The organism is Bacteroidota bacterium, from assembly GCA_038746285.1.
GTDB lineage: Bacteria > Bacteroidota > Rhodothermia > Rhodothermales > JANQRZ01 > JANQRZ01.
In genome coordinates this window covers 83,764-99,488 of sequence record JBCDKT010000004.1, presented here as the reverse complement: position 1 = coordinate 99,488, position 15,725 = coordinate 83,764, and the positions used below count along the sequence as shown (strand labels likewise).

Below are 15,725 nucleotides of genomic sequence, written 5' to 3'. Positions count from 1 at the left end.
GACCGCCCGGAAAGAGGGCGAACCGGCTCGGCTCGCCCGAGCCGGTTCGCTCGCTACTTCATCAGCGTGATTTGCTGAGTCTGGACCTGCTCGCCCAGTTCGAGCCGGACGAGGTACGTGCCGCTCGGCAGGTCGCCCGCCTCGAACACGGCCTCGTGCGCGCCCGCCTCGGCCAGGCCCTCGGCGAGGACCGCCACGCGGCGTCCGAGCACGTCGTAGACGTCGATCTGAACGTCAGCCGCTGCGTCGAGGGTGTAGCCCACTGTCGTGCGGCTGGAGAACGGCGTCGGGTAGGCGCCGAGCGTTGCGGTGGCGCGCGAGGCGGCGGGGCTCACCGCGAACTCCGACACTTCGCCGCGCGTCACGTTCTCCAGCGTCCACGTCTGGTCCAGCGTCTCCCCTGCCACCGGGCGCAGCTGGCCTTCCTTGAGGAAGGTGAACGTGGCCGAGTCGTCGATCTCCCCCGGGAAGTCCGGGCCGATGTTGGCCGTCACGATGTAGACGCCGCTGGGAGCGGACCTGGGAACGTTTTTCGCAACGGACTCGACCATGCTCTGACCGTCGCTGAGGCTGACGTCGAAGGGGCCGAGGCGGGGGCCGTTGTTCCCGTTCGGGAACGTGACCTGGATCCACCACTCGCCCTCGAAGTCACTGCCGGACGAGTTGGAGAGCGTGAAGTCCGCGCTTATGACGCCGCCGGAAGGAGGAACGGTCTGGCTGCTCGTGATCTGGACCGAGATGCTACCCTCGCCGTTGGCACCGCCGCCCTGGAGCAGCGTCGGCTTGAAGGTCGCCACCTGGGCGTCCATCCGCGCCGCCTGGCCGGGCGTGAACTCGTTCATGCACGCGTCGTCGACGTAGTCCATGAAGTTGCGGATCGGGTCGGGGCCGCCGCCGGAGCAGGTGTCGCGCCCAACGGGGCAGCCGAAGGCCGGGCTGGCCTCGGCGGGTGTGTCGGAGACGGAATCGCCGCTGCCGAAGCAGCCACCCTGGAAGGTGTGGAACAGGCCGAGGTAGTGGCCTACCTCGTGCGTGCCGGTGTCGCCGAGGTTGTACGGGAAGGCGCTGCCGCCGGGGACCGATGAGTGGAGAACCACCGCGCCGTGGCGAAAGTCCCCCTCGGGGTAGGAGAAGGGGAGCGTGGCGTAGCCCAGGAAGCCGCCGGGCGTGCAGGTGTAGAAGTTCAGCGTGGTGGCCGGGTCCACGTTGAGCGCCGACTTCATCGCGTTCTCGTTGCTGAGGCAGTTGTTGAACCACGCGCTGTTGGTGGTCCGCGTCACCACGTCGAGCTCGAACTGGAAGTTGGTGCTGGCGAAGGCCGCGTTGAGCACGTTCATCTGGCTGTCGATCCGCGACTGCGGCACGTTGCCCTGGCTGATGCTGGTGCCGCTGCGCACGACGTGGAAGGCGACGGGGATCGTGGTCACGCTGCGCACCCCGAAGTCGTCGCCCTGGACGGCGCGCACCGCTTCGATCTGGGCCTCGATGGCCTCGACTTGTGCTGCGCTCAGGTCATCTACGCCGCAGCGGCCGGCGTCCTGCTCGGAGCCGTCCGCGTTGAAGTAGTATGTGTCCAGCGAGAGGGCCTTGATGGGGGAGGCGAGGAACGAGGGGGCCTGCGCCTGCGCCCCTGCCGCGAGCAGGAAGGGCACGAGCAGGAGAGCGAAGCGCTGGAAACCGGGCAGGGTTGCAACCGTCATGAAGTCAGAGGTTTGGAGAAGGGAGAGGCAGAGCAAGGGGCGTGGGGGCACCCTTGCCTGTTTGAACAAACGGTGAGGATGATAACGCAAAAGGGCGCGCGCTCAAAATGCACACGTCCCAGAGTCACCATGCGAGAGGATCACCTTGGGCATCAGGATGTTGGGTGCGAAGCGGCTACCGAAGCCCTGAGTCTGGAGACCGCTCCGGTGCTGGGTGTGCCCAGAGCGTGCTTGGAAACTCAAGAAAGCTGCCATCCCGGATCAGGGGCCGAGATGACAAAATGGAGAGCCCATCGAGAACAGCTTGGCATAAAGACTAGCGAACGAGCGTGACCCGTTCCGTCTGCGCCGTGTCCGCCGTGGTGAGCCGGACGAAGTAGACACCGCTCGGGAGCCCTCCGGCCTCCCAGGCCACCACGTGCTCGCCGGCCGCCCTCGGCCCGTCGGCGAGCAGGGCCACGCGGCGGCCAGTCACGTCGTAGACAGCGACCCGCACTTCGGCGGGCTGGGCAAGCGTGAAGCGCAGGGCCGTGCGGCCGCTGAACGGGCTCGGGTAGGCCCCGTCGAGGACTGTACCCTCGGGCGCGGCGGAGGACGCGAAGGCGACATCGGTGGCCGTGCCGCGCGTCAGGTTCTCCGTCGTCCACGTCTGCCCGGACCGGGACGCTGCCGCCACCGACCGGCCCCCGCCGAGCTTCTCGAAGGCGAAGCTGCTGCCGTCCCCTGGCTCGCCTTCGAACGTGGGGCCGACGTAGGCCGTCACCGCGTAGCTGCCGGCCGGAGCCCGGCGCGGCACGCGGCCCGTGAGCGACTCCGTCACCGCCTGGCCGGCTGCCAGCGCGAGCGGAGCCGGCCCGAAGACTGGCCCGAACGCCTCGCCGCTCGGCAGCGTGGCGACGACCCAGTACACGCCCGCGAAATCCTCCCCCGACGTGTTGGCGAAGGTGAGGTCGTAGCGGACCGTGCCGCCGCGCGCAGGAACGGTCGGGCCGCTCGTGCGCACCGCCGCCACCGTGGTCGTGCCGCCACCGACGGTGAGCGAGAGCGGCACCGTCAGCGACGGGCGCTGCGGGTCGTTCGTCTCGATGTGCAGGTTGGCCGTGTAGACACCCCCGGGGATGTCGCTGCCGTCGAACGAGAGCGTGAGTGCGGCGGCGGTTGCGGCCGCGACGCTGCCCGCGTTGGGCGACACCGTCACCCACGGCAGCGGCGGGCTGATCCGCACGGCGCTGTAGCTCTCGACGGCGCGCGCCGTGCTCAGCCCGACGCGCCCCGCGTCGTCCTCGATGCCGGCGTCGGCGCTGAGGCTGCCGACGAGGTCGGCGTACTGGTACTCGACCGTGCCGTCGGGCGAGAGGATCACCTGGAACGTGAGGCTGCTGTTGATCCGGTTGTAGCGCGGCACCTCGGTCCACTGGACCACGAAGCGCCCGTCGGCGAGCGGCCCGGCGTAGATGGTGCCGCCGCTGCTCTGGTCCAGGTCGTCCCACAGCGGTGCGATGAGCGCGTTCGGCCCCTCACTCGACGGCAAATCTTGGTTAGAGAACGACTTCTCGGCGAATGAGGAGAAGGTGAGGAGGCCGTTCGGGAGGACGCGGACGCTCGTGCGCTCCGTGCCGTAGAAGGGGAAGGCGAAGGGAAGTGCTAGGTCGGCGTAGCCTTCGTCCCCGGCCGGGAGGTTGGCGACCGGGGTGAAGCGCAGCGCGGTCCCGGTGCCTGCGATGTCCTGGAAATCGACGGGCACCCCACCGTCGGCCGACGCCGTCCAGACGTAGCCGAAGCTGTCCAGACCGCTGAAAGGGGGCGGCGCTTTGGCCTCGGCGGTGCTGAGGGCCACCCCTCGGGCCGGAGCCGGAGCGAGCGCGGCAGCGCTGAAGCGGAGCGCGCGCGACCCCGCCGCAGCGGCGTTCGAGAGGTCCAGCGTCGCGGTCGCCTGTCCGCCTGTCGGGACCGCTACCGAGACCGGCGCGGTGCTGACGGCTGCGACGGGCGGCGGGCCAGGCTCGGTGAAGTCCTCGGTCTCGTCGCCCACCGCGGACGACGCCCCCTGGTCCGCCTCGAGGCCGAGGCCACGCCGGGCGAAAGCGCGCCACAGGTCGGCGCTGTACGCGCCACCGTAGAGCGCCTGGTCGGCGGCGAGGATCGCGTCGCGGGCGTCGACGAAGCCGGGCGTGCAGGGCTGCAGCTTCATCGCCTCGGTGACGAGGTTCAGCATGACCTGGTTGCCGGCGGTGCCTTCGGCGTCGTGGAGGTCGGGGCTGAAGCCGTAGCGGCCGATCAGCTCCCACGTTGCCTCCCAGAGCGCCGTCGCCCACACGTAGCCGACCCCGTGCGGCACGGCCTGCTCGCCGAGGTCCCCGTAGGTCACGCCGTTGACGGCGAAGCTGGTGGAGTAGGGCGTGGGGCGGAGGCCGCTGCCGCTGGTGGGCTGCCCCTGCGCGTAGGTCCCGATGCCGCGCCGGTCCGCGCCCGCGTCGCCGGCGTCCATCGTGAACATGAGGGCGTAGTAGTCGCTCCAGCCCTCGCCCATCTGCTCCCGGTTGACGAGGCAGGCGACGCTGCTCGGCCCGCCGGTCAGGCGCGTCGAGAGGCCGTGCACGTACTCGTGGGCGATGATGCCGTTGTCGAAGTCGCTGCTGCGGCTGGGGGCCGTGCGGTCCCAGAGGTGCATCTGCATGCGGGGGCGGCTGCCGTCGGGCGGGGTGAAGAACCGGGCGTTGTTGGTGTCGCCGCCGTCCTGCGCCTCGGCGCGGACGTAGTCGCCGCCAAGGCCGCCACGGCCGAAGTTGTCCATCTGGAAGTTGCCCGCCGCCTCGTCGAACCCGTACTGGTAGAGGACGTCGTGGAGAAGGTTATTCCAGTAGAAGAGGTTCGTCACGGCCGCTTCCGCGTAGGACGACGGGGCCTGCGAGAGGTCGGCCGCGAAGTCGAAGACGAGGCCCGGCCCGCCGTCCGGCGCCTCGCCGGGGTCGGGGTGGCTGTCGGCGTCGGCGTCGAGGTAGGCGTGGACGTTGTTGCCGCGCGTGACGGTGTAGGTCGCGGTGCCGTCGTCGTGCCAGCCGGCGGGCGAGGCGAGCGGGTCCGACGGGTCCAGCATCAGCGCACGCGCCCCGTGGTTCGGCGACTCGACGGGGGAAGGGAAGACGCGGTACGCGCCACCGGCCCCGTGTGCCTGCGAAGCGGCCGGGCGGTGCTCGGTGAGGTGCTCAGCCGCGTGCCCATCGTGGTGGCTGTGCCCGTCGTGATGGCTGTGCCCGTCGCCGAAGTGGTCGTGGATCACGAGGTCGTGCCGGGCGAGTTCAGCGCCGGTCTCGGCGTCCAGGTAGACCAGCCAGAAGTGCTTCTGGTCCGGGGTGTAGAGGCCTACCTCCCACGCCTGGCGGAGATCGCCGCGCGCGTCGGGATGGTAGACGAGGCGGGCCTCGACCGGCTCGGCGGCGAGGCCGGGCGCGGCGAACGTCGTGGCCCGCGACGGGCCGGGCTCCCGCCCTGCGACGAGCATGCCGTCGCGCGCCGCCACTTGGTCGGGGTCGGCGACTCGGAGGACGGCCTCGGCAGCGCTCAACCGGGCCTGCCGCAGCGTGGCCCGCTTGGCGAGGCTGGACATCGGCGCTCCGGCGCGGTGAAACACGGTGCCCTGCGCGTCCACGTTCACCGTCACCTCGGAGCCGATCACGTCGAGGCCGTCGAGCTGCTGGCGGAGGTAGACGTGCGAGGCCCCGCTGCGTCGGCTGACGTAGGCGTCGGTCACGGCGAGCCCATCGAGGTCCGAGGCGTCGAGCCCGAGCGCGGGGGCCTCCTGCTGGAGGTAGCGGAGCGCGTCGGCCGTCCGCGCCGGCTGCGACAGAGCGGCCGGGGCCGCGAGGACGAGGCCGGTGAGGAGGAGGGCGAGGCGCATCGCAGGGGGAGCGTGGTGGGCACGGCTGAGTGCCCAACGCCACCGCAAGGCCCATGCGCGACGCCGAGCACCGGCTATGGCCCGAGCGGCCGGAATAGAACCGTTCCGACCCTCCGCTTCTGCCTTCTAGCGCCTGCTACGTCCCAATCCTGAGTCTCAGGATGCGACACGATACACGCCCTCGATGCAACGGCGCCCTGGCCGCTCCACTAGCGACCGGGGCACCGCTACCGAGTCTTGAATCCTGAGCCCTCGAAGGGTCAGCGAAGCAGCGTCACCGACGCCGTGCGTACCGTGCCGGCCGCGTCGAGCCGGACGAGGTACACCCCGCTCGGCAGCCGCGCCGCCTCGAACACCGCCTCGTGCCTGCCGGCCCCGGCCCGCCCCTCGGCCAGTACGGCGACCTCGCGCCCGAGCACGTCGTAGACGGCGAGGCGCACGGGGCCGGGGGCGTCGAGGGCGTACCGAACCGTCGTCTGCTCGGCGAAGGGCGTCGGGAAGGCGGCTAGCACGGCACCGTCGGCGGCGGCTCCTGCCGCAGTGAGGCGCGCCGCCCCAGCGACCTCGAAGCCGAAGCCTTCGGCCTGCCAGGAGGCCGTACGGCCACTGCTCGGCCCGCTCAGCTTCGTGACGGTGACCAGGTCCGCGCTCGACGCTGCGTCGGGGAAGCTGCCGGTTTTCACCACGAGCGTGCTGACGCCCGCCGGGGCGAGGCCCGGCACGCCGAGCGTCACGCGCCGCGTCACGCTCGCCCCCGCCGGAAGCCGCACTGCGACCGGTGCCGCCACGACGCGCTCGCTTCCGTCCGAGAGGTCGGCCGTGGCCCAGGCCTGCGTGGTCTGCGCCGAGGCGGTCGTGTTGGTGAGGGTCACGTCGAGGGTGAGCGCGCCGCCCGAGGCAGGCACCGTCGCAGGGCCGACGGGTACGGCGCTGACCGTCACTGGCTGCGTACACGTCAGGCGGAGCAGGGTACCGGTGACGAGGTCGCCGAGGTACAACTCGCCCTGCTCGTCCTCGCCGAACGTGGTCACGGCGAGCCCCGAGAAGCTATCGAGGACCTGGTTGTCGGCGGTCTGCCCGTCGAAGGTGAGCGACCAGAGGTTCGTCGTCACAAAGTCGCCGTAGACGTAGCGGCCGAGGAGGGGCGAGCAGGTATTGCCGCGGTAGACGTAGCCTCCCGTCACGGAGAAGCCGCCATCCTGGGAGAAGAGGTTGTGGGGATACTCGCGGATGGGCAGAACCGTACCGGCCGCGTCGCAGCCGTTGGGTGAGTTGAAGCAAAGCGTGCCTTCGAGCGTGTTCCAGCCGTAGTTGCCGCCGGGCTCGACGATGTTGACCTCCTCCCGCTCGTCCTGTCCGACATCGCCGAGCCAGAGCCGGCCGTCGGGCGCGAAGCTGAAGCGGAAGGGGTTGCGGAAGCCGTAGGCGAACGTCTCGTCGCAGCCACCGCCCGGCCCGTCGATCAGCGGGTTGTCGGCGGGGATCGTCGCCGAGCCGGTGCCGGCGGCGCAGTCGAGCGGGAGGCCCGTGCCGCGCACGTCGAGGCGGAGGACGGTAGCCGGGAGCGTCGTCAGGTCCTGCCCGTTCCCGAAGGGATCGCCCTGCCCACCCGCATCGCCGAACGAGGCGTAGAGTGCGCCGTCCGGCCCGAACTGAAGCTGGCCGCCGAAGTGCTGCTCGCGCTGTTGGTCCACGGTGATCAGGATCTCCTCGCTGTCGGGGTCGGCTACGCCCGTCGCCGTGGTCTCGAAGCGGGCGATGACGTTCTGAGAGGCGGCCGGACCGCTGATGTCGCGGTTGTAGTGGACGTAGACGAGCCCGTTCTGCGCGAAGGCCGGATCGAAGGCGAGGCCGATGATCCCGACGCGGGGGTTGATCCGGTCGCGGAGGTCGAGGAAGACGCTCGCCGACGGCGTAGCCGGGTCGTTCGTGAAGACCTTGATCCGTCCCGACTGCTCGGCGACGAAGAGCCGGTTCGAGCCGTCGTCCGGGGCCTGGATGTCCGTGATGGGAACGTCGAAGGCGAGGTCCGGGAATGCAGCCTGGAACTCCTGGGCCGAAGCGGGAACAGCGAGGAGGAGGCAGGCGGCCAGGGTGAGACAGCGCATGGCAGTGCGGGGAGGATGGTTGGGGAATGCAGGTAGATAGCGCACGGCATCGGTCCATGTCAAGGAGGCTCCGGCACCTATGCACAGCGCCCCGGCCGCCAGAGAGGCAGCCGGGGCGCAGAAGCCATGGGAGGTCTGGACGATCAGCGCGCGAGCGTCACGGTCTGCACGGCTACGCGGCGGCCGGCGTCGAGCTGCACGAGGTACACCCCGCTCGGCAGCCCCGCCGCCTCGAACACCGCCTCGTGCGTCCCCGCCTCGGCCTGCCCGTCGGCCAGCACCGCGACCTCGCGCCCGAGCACGTCGAAGACCGACACCCGCACCGGGCCGGCCTCGCCGAGCACGTAGCGCACCGTCGTGCGCCCGGCGAACGGCGTCGGAAACGCCGAGAGGGCGGCGGGCTCGGCCACAGCCTGCGCCGCGGGGTCGCCCGCCTCCGCTCCGTCGAAGCGGAAGCCCTCGGCCTGCCACGCGTCGCCGCTCGCCGCGTGGTCGCCAATCGACCCGCCTAGCTTTGTGACGGCGACGAGGTCTGCGCTCGACGCCGCATCGGGGAAGCTGCCGGTTTTCACCACGAGCGTGCTGACGCCCGCCGGGGCGAGGCCCGGCACGCCGAGCGTCACGCGCCGCGTCACGCTCGCCCCCGCCGGAAGCCGCACCGCGACCGGTGCCGCCACGACGCGCTCGCTTCCGTCCGAGAGGTCGGCCGTGGCCCAGGCCTGCGTGGTCTGCGCCGAGGCGGTCGTGTTGGTGAGGGTCACGTCGAGGGTGAGCGCGCCGCCCGAGGCAGGCACCGTCGCGGGGCCGACGGGTGCGACCGCCACCGTCACCGGCTGCGCGCAGTCGAGCCGTTGCAGCGTGTCGCCGTCGCTGTCGCCGAGGTAGAGCTCGCCCTGCTCGCTCTCGCCGAACGTCGTCACGGCGAACCCGGACGAGCGCACGAGCACCTCGTTGGTAGCGTCGACCCCGTCGAAGCCGAGCGTCCAGGTGTTCGTCGTCACAAAGTCGCCGTAGACGTACTTCCCGAGGAGCGGGGCGCAGGTGTTGCCGCGGTAGACGTAGCCGCCGATGACGGAGAACGCCCCCTGGCCAGAGAAGAAGTTGTGCGGGTGCTCGTAGATCGGAAACGTGAGGCCCGCCGGGTCGCAGGGCGCGTCGAAGCAGCGCGTGCCCTCGTAGGTGTTCCAGCCGTAATTGTCGCCCGGCTCGACAACGTTAATCTCCTCGCGGTCGCTCTGGCCGACGTCGCCGAGCCAGAGGCGGCCGTCGGGGGCGAAGCTGAAGCGCCACGGGTTGCGGAAGCCGAAGGCGTAGATCTCGTCGCAGACGCCGCCCGGCCCGTCGGCGAGGGGGTTGCCCGCCGGGAGGGTGGCGAGGCCGGTGCCGGCCGCGCAGTCGAGCGGCTGTCCGGCGCCGCGCACGTCGAGCCGGAGGAGCGAGCCGAGAAGCGTCGCCGGGTTCTGCCCGTTCTCGAAGGGGTCCCCGTTGAAGAAGTTGAAGGTGCCGTCGCCGAGCGAGAGGTAGAGGTAGCCGTCCGGCCCGAACTGAAGCTGCCCGGCGTGGTGCTCGTCGTCGGGCAGCGGCACCCTGACCATAGCCACGGCACTCGACGGATCGGCCCGGTTCGGGTTCGTAGCCGACACGGTGTAGCGCTCGACGACGAGGCGGAGCGGGTCCTCGGCCGTGTAGCTGATGTAGAAGTACCCGTTCTGCGCGTAGGCCGGGTCGAACGCGAGGCCCGAGACGCCCTTCTCGTTGCTCCGCGCCGTCGAGACGCGGTCGGTGATGTCGAGGAAGAGCGCGGTCTGGGTGCTGGCCTCGTCGTTCTGGAAGACGCGGACGGTGCCCACCTGCTCGGCGACGAAGAGCCGGTTCGAACCGTCGTCCGGGGCCTGGATGTCCACGATGGGGCCGTCGAAGGTGAGGCTCGGGAACGCGTTCTCGAACTCCTGGGCCGACGCGGGGGCGACGAGGAGGAGGCAGGCGGCGAGGTAGAGATAGCGCATGGGTCGGAAGCGGGCTGGAGGGAAGGCAGCAGTGGGAGGCCGAGATACGCACCGTTCCCCCTCCTGTCAAGAGCGCTCCGGCGCATACGCGCTGCGCCCCGGTCGCTGCGAGACGACCGGGGCGCAGAAGACGCGGGAGGTCTAGACGATCAGCGCGTGAGGGTCACGGTCTGCACGGCTGCGCGGCGGCCGGCGTCGAGCTGCAAGAGGTACACCCCGCTCGGCAGCCCCGCCGCCTCGAACACCGCCTCGTGCGTCCCCGCCTCGGCCTGCCCGTCGGCCAGCACCGCGACCTCGCGCCCGAGCACGTCGTAGACGGCGAGGCGGACGGGGCCGGAGGCGTCGAGGGTGTACTGCACGGTCGTCTGCTCGGCGAAGGGTGTCGGGAAGGCCGCCAGCGCGAAGCCGTCGGCGGTGGCACTGGCCGTAGCGACACGGGCCTCGTCGACCCCAAAGTTGGCACCCTCGACCTGCCACGCGGCGTCGGCCGCCACGCGGTCGCCGAGCGCTCCGCCGAGCTTGGTGATCGTGAAGCGCGCCGCGTCAGTCGGGCCGTTCGGGAAGTCGCCGACGGTGACGACGCCGGTGCTGACGCCCGCTGGGGCTTGCCCCGGCACGCTTAGCGTCACTCGGCCGGTACCGCTCGCGCCGCCCGGGAGCGTAACCGTCTGGGGACCGAAGACCCGGTTGCGCTCCGTCCCGTTTGAGAGGTCCGCCGAGACCCACACGTCGACTGTCTGCGCCGCGCCGGTGGTGTTGTCCAGCGTCACGTCGAAGGAGAACGAGCCGCCCCCCGAGGGGATCGTGACCGGGCCGCCGACGAGCGACGCCTCGACAGCCACGTCGGTCGCGCAGTCGAAACGCTCGATGAGGTTTCCGTCGGTCAGGAAGAGGTCGCCCTGCTCGTCGAGCCCGAACGTCGTCGGGCCGGCCGAGGCCGAGAGCTCGTCGTTGTCGGCGGTCACGCCGTCGAAGGTGAGCGTCCAGAGGTTGCGCGTGATGAAGTCGCCGTAGACGTACTTGCCGCGCAGCGCCTCGCACGAAGGGCCGGTGTAGACGTAGCCGCCGATGATCGAGAACGCGCCCTGGTTGCCGAAGAAGTTGTGCGGGTGCTCAAAGATCGGCGGAATCGTCCCGCCCAGCGGGCAGTTGGCCTGGCCCGACGGGTAGCAGAGCGTGCCTTCGAGGTCGTTCCAGCCGTAGTTCCCGCCCGCCTCCATGATGTTGACCTCCTCGCGGCGATTCTGCCCGACGTCGGCTAGCCAGAGCCGGCCCTCCGGCCCGAAGCTGTAGCGGAACGGGTTGCGAAGGCCGTAGGCCCAGGCCTCGTCGCAGTCGCCGCCCGGCCCGTCGATGAACGGGTTGTCGGCAGGGATCGTCGCCGAGCCGGTGCCGGCCCCGCAGTCGAGCGGGTTGCCGCCTCCGTCCACGTCGAGGCGGAGCAGACTCCCGAGGAGCGTGTCGAGGCTCTGCCCGCTGTCGAGCGGGTCGCCGCCCGAGCCGCCGTCGCCGAGCGCGACGTAGAGGTAGCCGTCCGGCCCGAACTGGACCTGCCCGGCGTTGTGGTTGCTGAACGGCTGGTCCACCGTGATGAGCACCTCCTCGCTGCCTGCGTCGGCGACGTTCGGGTTGCTGGTGACCTCGAAGCGCGAGATCACCGTGCGGCGCGGGCCGCTCGCGGTGTAGTTGACGTAGAAGTACCCGTTCTGCGCGTAGTCCGGGTCGAAGACGAGGCCGAGGAGGCCCTGCTCGCCGCCGGAGAGTACGCGCCCCGTGATGTTGAGGAAGACCGAGGCAGACCCGACCGCAGCGTCGTTCGTGAAGACGCGGATCGTGCCCTGCTGCTCGACGACGAAGAGTCGGTTCGAGCCGTCGTCCGCCGACTGGATGTCGACCGGCGCGTCAAAGGTGAGGTTCGGGAAGGCGTTCGTCAGCGGCTGCGCCGAGGCGGGGCCGGCGAGCGCGAGGCAGAGGAAAGCGAGGACGTAGCGCATGAGGAAGGAAGGTGTGTGGTGGAGGTAGACGGGAAGGGCACGCCGGGTGGGGCGGCGTAGGCCGAACATACACAAAGTTTCAGCCGCCGCCGAAACCTACCGCTGGCTGTGTGCTACACACGGCCCCACCGCACCCGCCGCCATGCCCAACCTCGCCCGCACGCTCCTCGCCCCGGTCCTGCTCGTGCAGGGCAAGCGGATGTTCAAAACGATGCCCAAGCTGACCGCGCCGTCGGGTGCACGCGAAGGCACGCGCGGCACCGGCGATCCGCTCCGCTTCCTGCTCGTCGGCGACTCCTCGGCTGAGGGCTACGGGGCCGAGACGCAGGACGACGCGCTCCTCGGGCACGTCGTGAGCCGTCTCGCGGAGACCCACCGGGTCACCTGGACCCTCTTCGCCCGGTTCGGCTCGACGGTCCCGCGGACGCTCGCGTTCCTCCGCAAGCAGGAGCCCGAGCCGTTCGACGTGGCGCTGCTCGCCATCGGGATGAACGACGTGATTGCGGGGCAGCCGCTCCCGGCGTGGCTCGCGTCGTACCGCGAGCTTGTGGCGGAGCTTCGGGAGCGGTTCGGGGTCGGGCATGTCGTCGTCTCCGGGATGCCACTCATCGGCCAATTCCCGGCGGTGCCGCAGCCAATGCGCTGGGTTCTCGGCCGCCAGGCCCGCCGCTACGACGCCGCCCTCGAAGCCTGGGCCGAGGGCGAACGCGGCGTGACGTACATCGGCCTCGGCTTCGCCGCCGACGGCGCGCTCCGCGAGGGCGAGGTGACCGTCGCCGAAGTCATGGCCGCCGACGGCTTCCACCCTGGCCCCCGCGTCTACGACGAGTGGGCCCGCCGTGCCGCGGAGCAGATTCGGGCGCTCCAGCAGACGCGGCAGTAGAGGTAGAAGAACCCAAGGCTGTCATTGCGAGCGAAGCGAAGCAATCTCCAAAGGACGAAGTCGAGGTCAGGAGATTGCTTCGTCGCTATGCTCCTCGCAATGACAATTTTACTCCCCAGCACCTTGCCCCTCTGACGATGAGTTGGAAGAATCCAATATCCAACCTGCCTTGAGCTGAGCTGATAGGTGCTGGCTCAGCAGTTCAACATTCTTGACGCTCTGATCGAGATATTTCGCAAGACCCCTGTACGATACTACGTCGATCACGATTTCCTCACCGATACCGAATGCAGATTTTCCCTCTCGTGTCAACCGATCAATCGTTCTCAGAATTATGTGATCTGACTCGGCTAAGGTGAATTCGTCACCTTCCTTACTGGCCAACAAGAGTTGCCCGTCCAGAACGATAACACCTTGGAGCAAAAACGTTCTTCGCTTGACAGCGCTTGCTTTAGGGGTCCGATCAAAGCCCTGCTCTCCAAACCATGAGCGGATAAAAGTAAGCGCGTGCCAAACGCTTTGAACGGCCTTGTAAATAGAGTTCTCTTGATTCGGTTTGGAGAATGCCTCGAAGTAGGTGCGTGCTCTAGGGAGAAAGCCGTTGAAATGATGACCACGCAGTGGGGAGTTCATACATGCTGCCAACACGTTGTAGGGTAGCGTGTATTCGAGCTCTGTTAGTATATCGATCTCAGTACCGAGCCCGAGCACAGCCAAAGGATCAAGACCCTCTTCGAAGAACACCCATGGTTTTTTTCTTTGCCGCTTGCACTCTACTGCGAGCACGTTCCCTATGACTCCGAATGGCCAGCCATCCGGGGTTTCTTCGTTCGAGAATGCGACGGCGTCGATCTCACGGGCAAGCCGCTCTCCATTGCTGAAAGAGAGGTTTGGGGAGACTATGTAGTTGGCCTCTCGTAGATCAGCGACGACATCAAGTTCTAGCGGAAATCCGCTCTGATCTATCTCCTTCTGAATTCGCTTCTCAAGTTCGATGTTCAGCATGCGCTTACACTAGCTCCGGCAACTTACCCCATGTTCTCGATCAGAGCATCGCCGAAGGTGCTGGTCTGGAGGAGGGTCGCGCCGTCCATCAGGCGCTCGAAGTCGTAGGTGACGCGCTTTTGCGAGATCGTCTTGCCCATCGCGGCGACGAGCAGGTCGGCGGCCTCGGTCCAGCCGAGGTAGCGGAACATCATCTCGCCCGAGAGGATCACGCTCGACGGGTTGACCTTGTCCTGCCCGGCGTACTTCGGCGCGGTCCCGTGCGTGGCCTCGAAGATGGCCTGCCCGGTGTCGTAGTTGATGTTGGCCCCGGGCGCGATCCCGATCCCCCCGACCTGGGCGGCGAGGGCGTCGGAGATGTAGTCGCCGTTGAGGTTCATGGTCGCGATCACGCTGTAGTTCTTCGGGCGCGTGAGGATCTGCTGGAGCATCGCGTCGGCGATCACGTCGTTGACCGTGACCTCGCGGCCGTCGCCGGTGGTGATCGTCTGCCACGGGCCGCCGTCGAGGTCGGTGGCGCCGAACTCCTCTTTTGCCACCTCGTAGCCCCAGGTGCGGAAGGCCCCCTCGGTGAACTTCATGATGTTGCCCTTGTGGACGAGCGTGACGGTGTCCTGATGGTTGTCGATGGCGTAGCGGATCGCGGCGCGGACGAGGCGCTTGGTGCCCTCCTCGGAGACCGGCTTGACGCCGAGGCCGCTCGTCTCGGGGAAGCGGATCGAGGTGACGCCCATCTCGTCCTGCAAAAAGTCGCGCAGCTTCCGCATGCCCTCGCTCCCGGCCTCGAACTCGATCCCGGCGTAGATGTCCTCGGTGTTCTCGCGGAAGATCACCATGTCCACGTCCTCGGGGCTCTTGACCGGCGAGGGTACGCCGTCGAAGTACTGCACCGGGCGGACGCAGGCGTAGAGGTCGAGCTTCTGTCGGAGGGCGACGTTGAGGCTCCGGAAGCCGCCGCCTACGGGCGTCGTGAGCGGGCCTTTGATGGCGACGAGGTACTGCTCGATGGCCGTGAGGGTGTCCTCGGGCAGCCACTCGCCGAAGGCGTCGTGGGCCTTCTCGCCGGCATAGACCTCGAACCAGACGATCTCCTTCTGGCCACCGTAGGCTTTCTCGACAGCGGCGTCGAGCACGCGCGAGGCCGCCGCCCAGATGTCGGGGCCGATGCCGTCGCCTTCGATGAACGGGACGATGGGCCGGTCGGGGACGTGGAGGCGACCGTCTTGCATCGTGATGGCGGTACCGTCGGTTGGGGGGGTGAGGGTTTGCATTTTGGATTGGGGATTTTGGAGTTCGGATTGGGAAGAGGGTGGGGAACGAAGCGGCAAATCCAAGATCGTCACTCCGAAATCCCCAATCGCTACAGTTTCCCAAACAGGTCGCGGAAGCGGAGTTCCCAGACCTTGAGGGCGGCCTCGCGGACGATGGCTTTGCTCATCTTGCTCTGGCCCTCGGTCCGCTCGGTGAACGTGATCGGGACCTCGACGATCGTGAAGCCCTTGCGCCAGGCGCGGTAGGTCATCTCGATCTGGAACATGTAGCCGTTCGACTTGATGCGGCTGAAGTCGAGGGCTTCGAAGACGCGGGGGTGGAAGCACTTGAACCCGGCGGTGACGTCCATCACGGGCATCCCGGTGATGGCGCGTGTGTAGACGCCCGCGCCGTAGGAGAGCACCAGCCGCCGGAGCGGCCAGTTGAGCACGCGGATCCCGCCGACGTACCGGCTGCCCATCGCAATGTCGGCCCCGGCGCGGACAGCCTCGACGAGGAGGGGGAGGTCTTGGGGGTTGTGCGAGAAGTCGGCGTCCATCTCGCAGACGTAGGCGTAGTCCTCGTCGCGGGCGAAGCGGAAGCCGGTGAGGTAGGCCGTCCCGAGGCCCTGCTTGCCGGCGCGCTCGATGAGGTGGACCCGGCCGGGGTGCTCGGCCTGCACGGCGCGGACCACGTCGGCCGTGCCGTCGGGCGAGCCGTCGTCGACCACGAGCGCGTCGTAGCGCCCGGCCAGCCCGAGGATCTCCTTCAGCATCGGCCGGATGTTGACCGCCTCCTCGTAGGTCGGCACGACGACGAGCACGCGGGGCGCGTCGGGAGCGGGCGGTACGGCGGCGGGATCGGGCACGAGGAGCGGGCT

9 protein-coding genes are annotated in these 15,725 nt (G+C 69.0%); 1 reads left to right on the top strand and 8 read right to left on the bottom strand.

From position 1 onward, the window contains the following. Window positions 1-53: 53 nt before the first annotated feature. The 5 genes from AAGI91_02625 to AAGI91_02605 all read right to left on the bottom strand — a co-directional run bounded on the left by AAGI91_02625 (window position 54) and on the right by AAGI91_02605 (window position 11,706). Window positions 54-1,700, bottom strand: coding sequence for a M43 family zinc metalloprotease (locus AAGI91_02625; protein ID MEM1041501.1), 1,647 nt, complete (start codon window positions 1,698-1,700; stop codon window positions 54-56). A gap of 316 nt (window positions 1,701-2,016) precedes the next feature. Continuing rightward, window positions 2,017-5,598, bottom strand: a complete 3,582-nt coding sequence (locus AAGI91_02620; GenBank protein ID MEM1041500.1) for a M36 family metallopeptidase — start codon at window positions 5,596-5,598, stop codon at window positions 2,017-2,019. Between the two features lie 260 nt (window positions 5,599-5,858). After that, window positions 5,859-7,706 (bottom strand): PQQ-dependent sugar dehydrogenase, encoded by a 1,848-nt coding sequence (locus AAGI91_02615; GenBank protein ID MEM1041499.1) that lies wholly within the window; start codon window positions 7,704-7,706, stop codon window positions 5,859-5,861. Window positions 7,707-7,849: 143 nt separating this feature from the next. After that, complete coding sequence (locus tag AAGI91_02610; protein ID MEM1041498.1) at window positions 7,850-9,712, bottom strand: PQQ-dependent sugar dehydrogenase; 1,863 nt, start codon at window positions 9,710-9,712, stop codon at window positions 7,850-7,852. A gap of 149 nt (window positions 9,713-9,861) precedes the next feature. Next, window positions 9,862-11,706, bottom strand: a complete 1,845-nt coding sequence (locus AAGI91_02605; protein ID MEM1041497.1) for a PQQ-dependent sugar dehydrogenase — start codon at window positions 11,704-11,706, stop codon at window positions 9,862-9,864. A 142-nt stretch (window positions 11,707-11,848) separates the two neighbouring features. Here AAGI91_02605 and AAGI91_02600 point away from each other — a divergent pair, with 142 nt between their 5' ends. Beyond that, window positions 11,849-12,589, top strand: coding sequence for an SGNH/GDSL hydrolase family protein (locus tag AAGI91_02600; GenBank protein MEM1041496.1), 741 nt, complete (start codon window positions 11,849-11,851; stop codon window positions 12,587-12,589). 108 nt (window positions 12,590-12,697) lie between these two features. On the opposite strand, the gene AAGI91_02595 is transcribed toward AAGI91_02600, so the two are convergent. The 3 genes from AAGI91_02595 to AAGI91_02585 form a co-directional block, all read right to left on the bottom strand. Beyond that, window positions 12,698-13,594, bottom strand: coding sequence for a hypothetical protein (locus AAGI91_02595; protein ID MEM1041495.1), 897 nt, complete (start codon window positions 13,592-13,594; stop codon window positions 12,698-12,700). 23 nt (window positions 13,595-13,617) lie between these two features. Continuing rightward, window positions 13,618-14,865 (bottom strand): NADP-dependent isocitrate dehydrogenase, encoded by a 1,248-nt coding sequence (icd, locus tag AAGI91_02590; GenBank protein ID MEM1041494.1) that lies wholly within the window; start codon window positions 14,863-14,865, stop codon window positions 13,618-13,620. 89 nt (window positions 14,866-14,954) lie between these two features. After that, entirely contained in the window at window positions 14,955-15,713 is a 759-nt protein-coding gene (locus AAGI91_02585) for a polyprenol monophosphomannose synthase (GenBank protein MEM1041493.1), read from the bottom strand. Window positions 15,714-15,725 lie beyond the last annotated feature (12 nt).

Coding starts and splice junctions, on each gene's coding strand:
- AAGI91_02595 (MEM1041495.1), bottom strand. CDS start 13,594: ATGCTGAACATCGAACTTGAGAAGCGAATTCAGAAGGAGATAGATCAG.
- AAGI91_02610 (MEM1041498.1), bottom strand. CDS start 9,712: ATGCGCTATCTCTACCTCGCCGCCTGCCTCCTCCTCGTCGCCCCCGCG.
- AAGI91_02600 (MEM1041496.1), top strand. CDS start 11,849: ATGCCCAACCTCGCCCGCACGCTCCTCGCCCCGGTCCTGCTCGTGCAG.
- icd (MEM1041494.1), bottom strand. CDS start 14,865: ATGCAAACCCTCACCCCCCCAACCGACGGTACCGCCATCACGATGCAA.
- AAGI91_02625 (MEM1041501.1), bottom strand. CDS start 1,700: ATGACGGTTGCAACCCTGCCCGGTTTCCAGCGCTTCGCTCTCCTGCTC.
- AAGI91_02605 (MEM1041497.1), bottom strand. CDS start 11,706: ATGCGCTACGTCCTCGCTTTCCTCTGCCTCGCGCTCGCCGGCCCCGCC.
- AAGI91_02620 (MEM1041500.1), bottom strand. CDS start 5,598: ATGCGCCTCGCCCTCCTCCTCACCGGCCTCGTCCTCGCGGCCCCGGCC.
- AAGI91_02615 (MEM1041499.1), bottom strand. CDS start 7,706: ATGCGCTGTCTCACCCTGGCCGCCTGCCTCCTCCTCGCTGTTCCCGCT.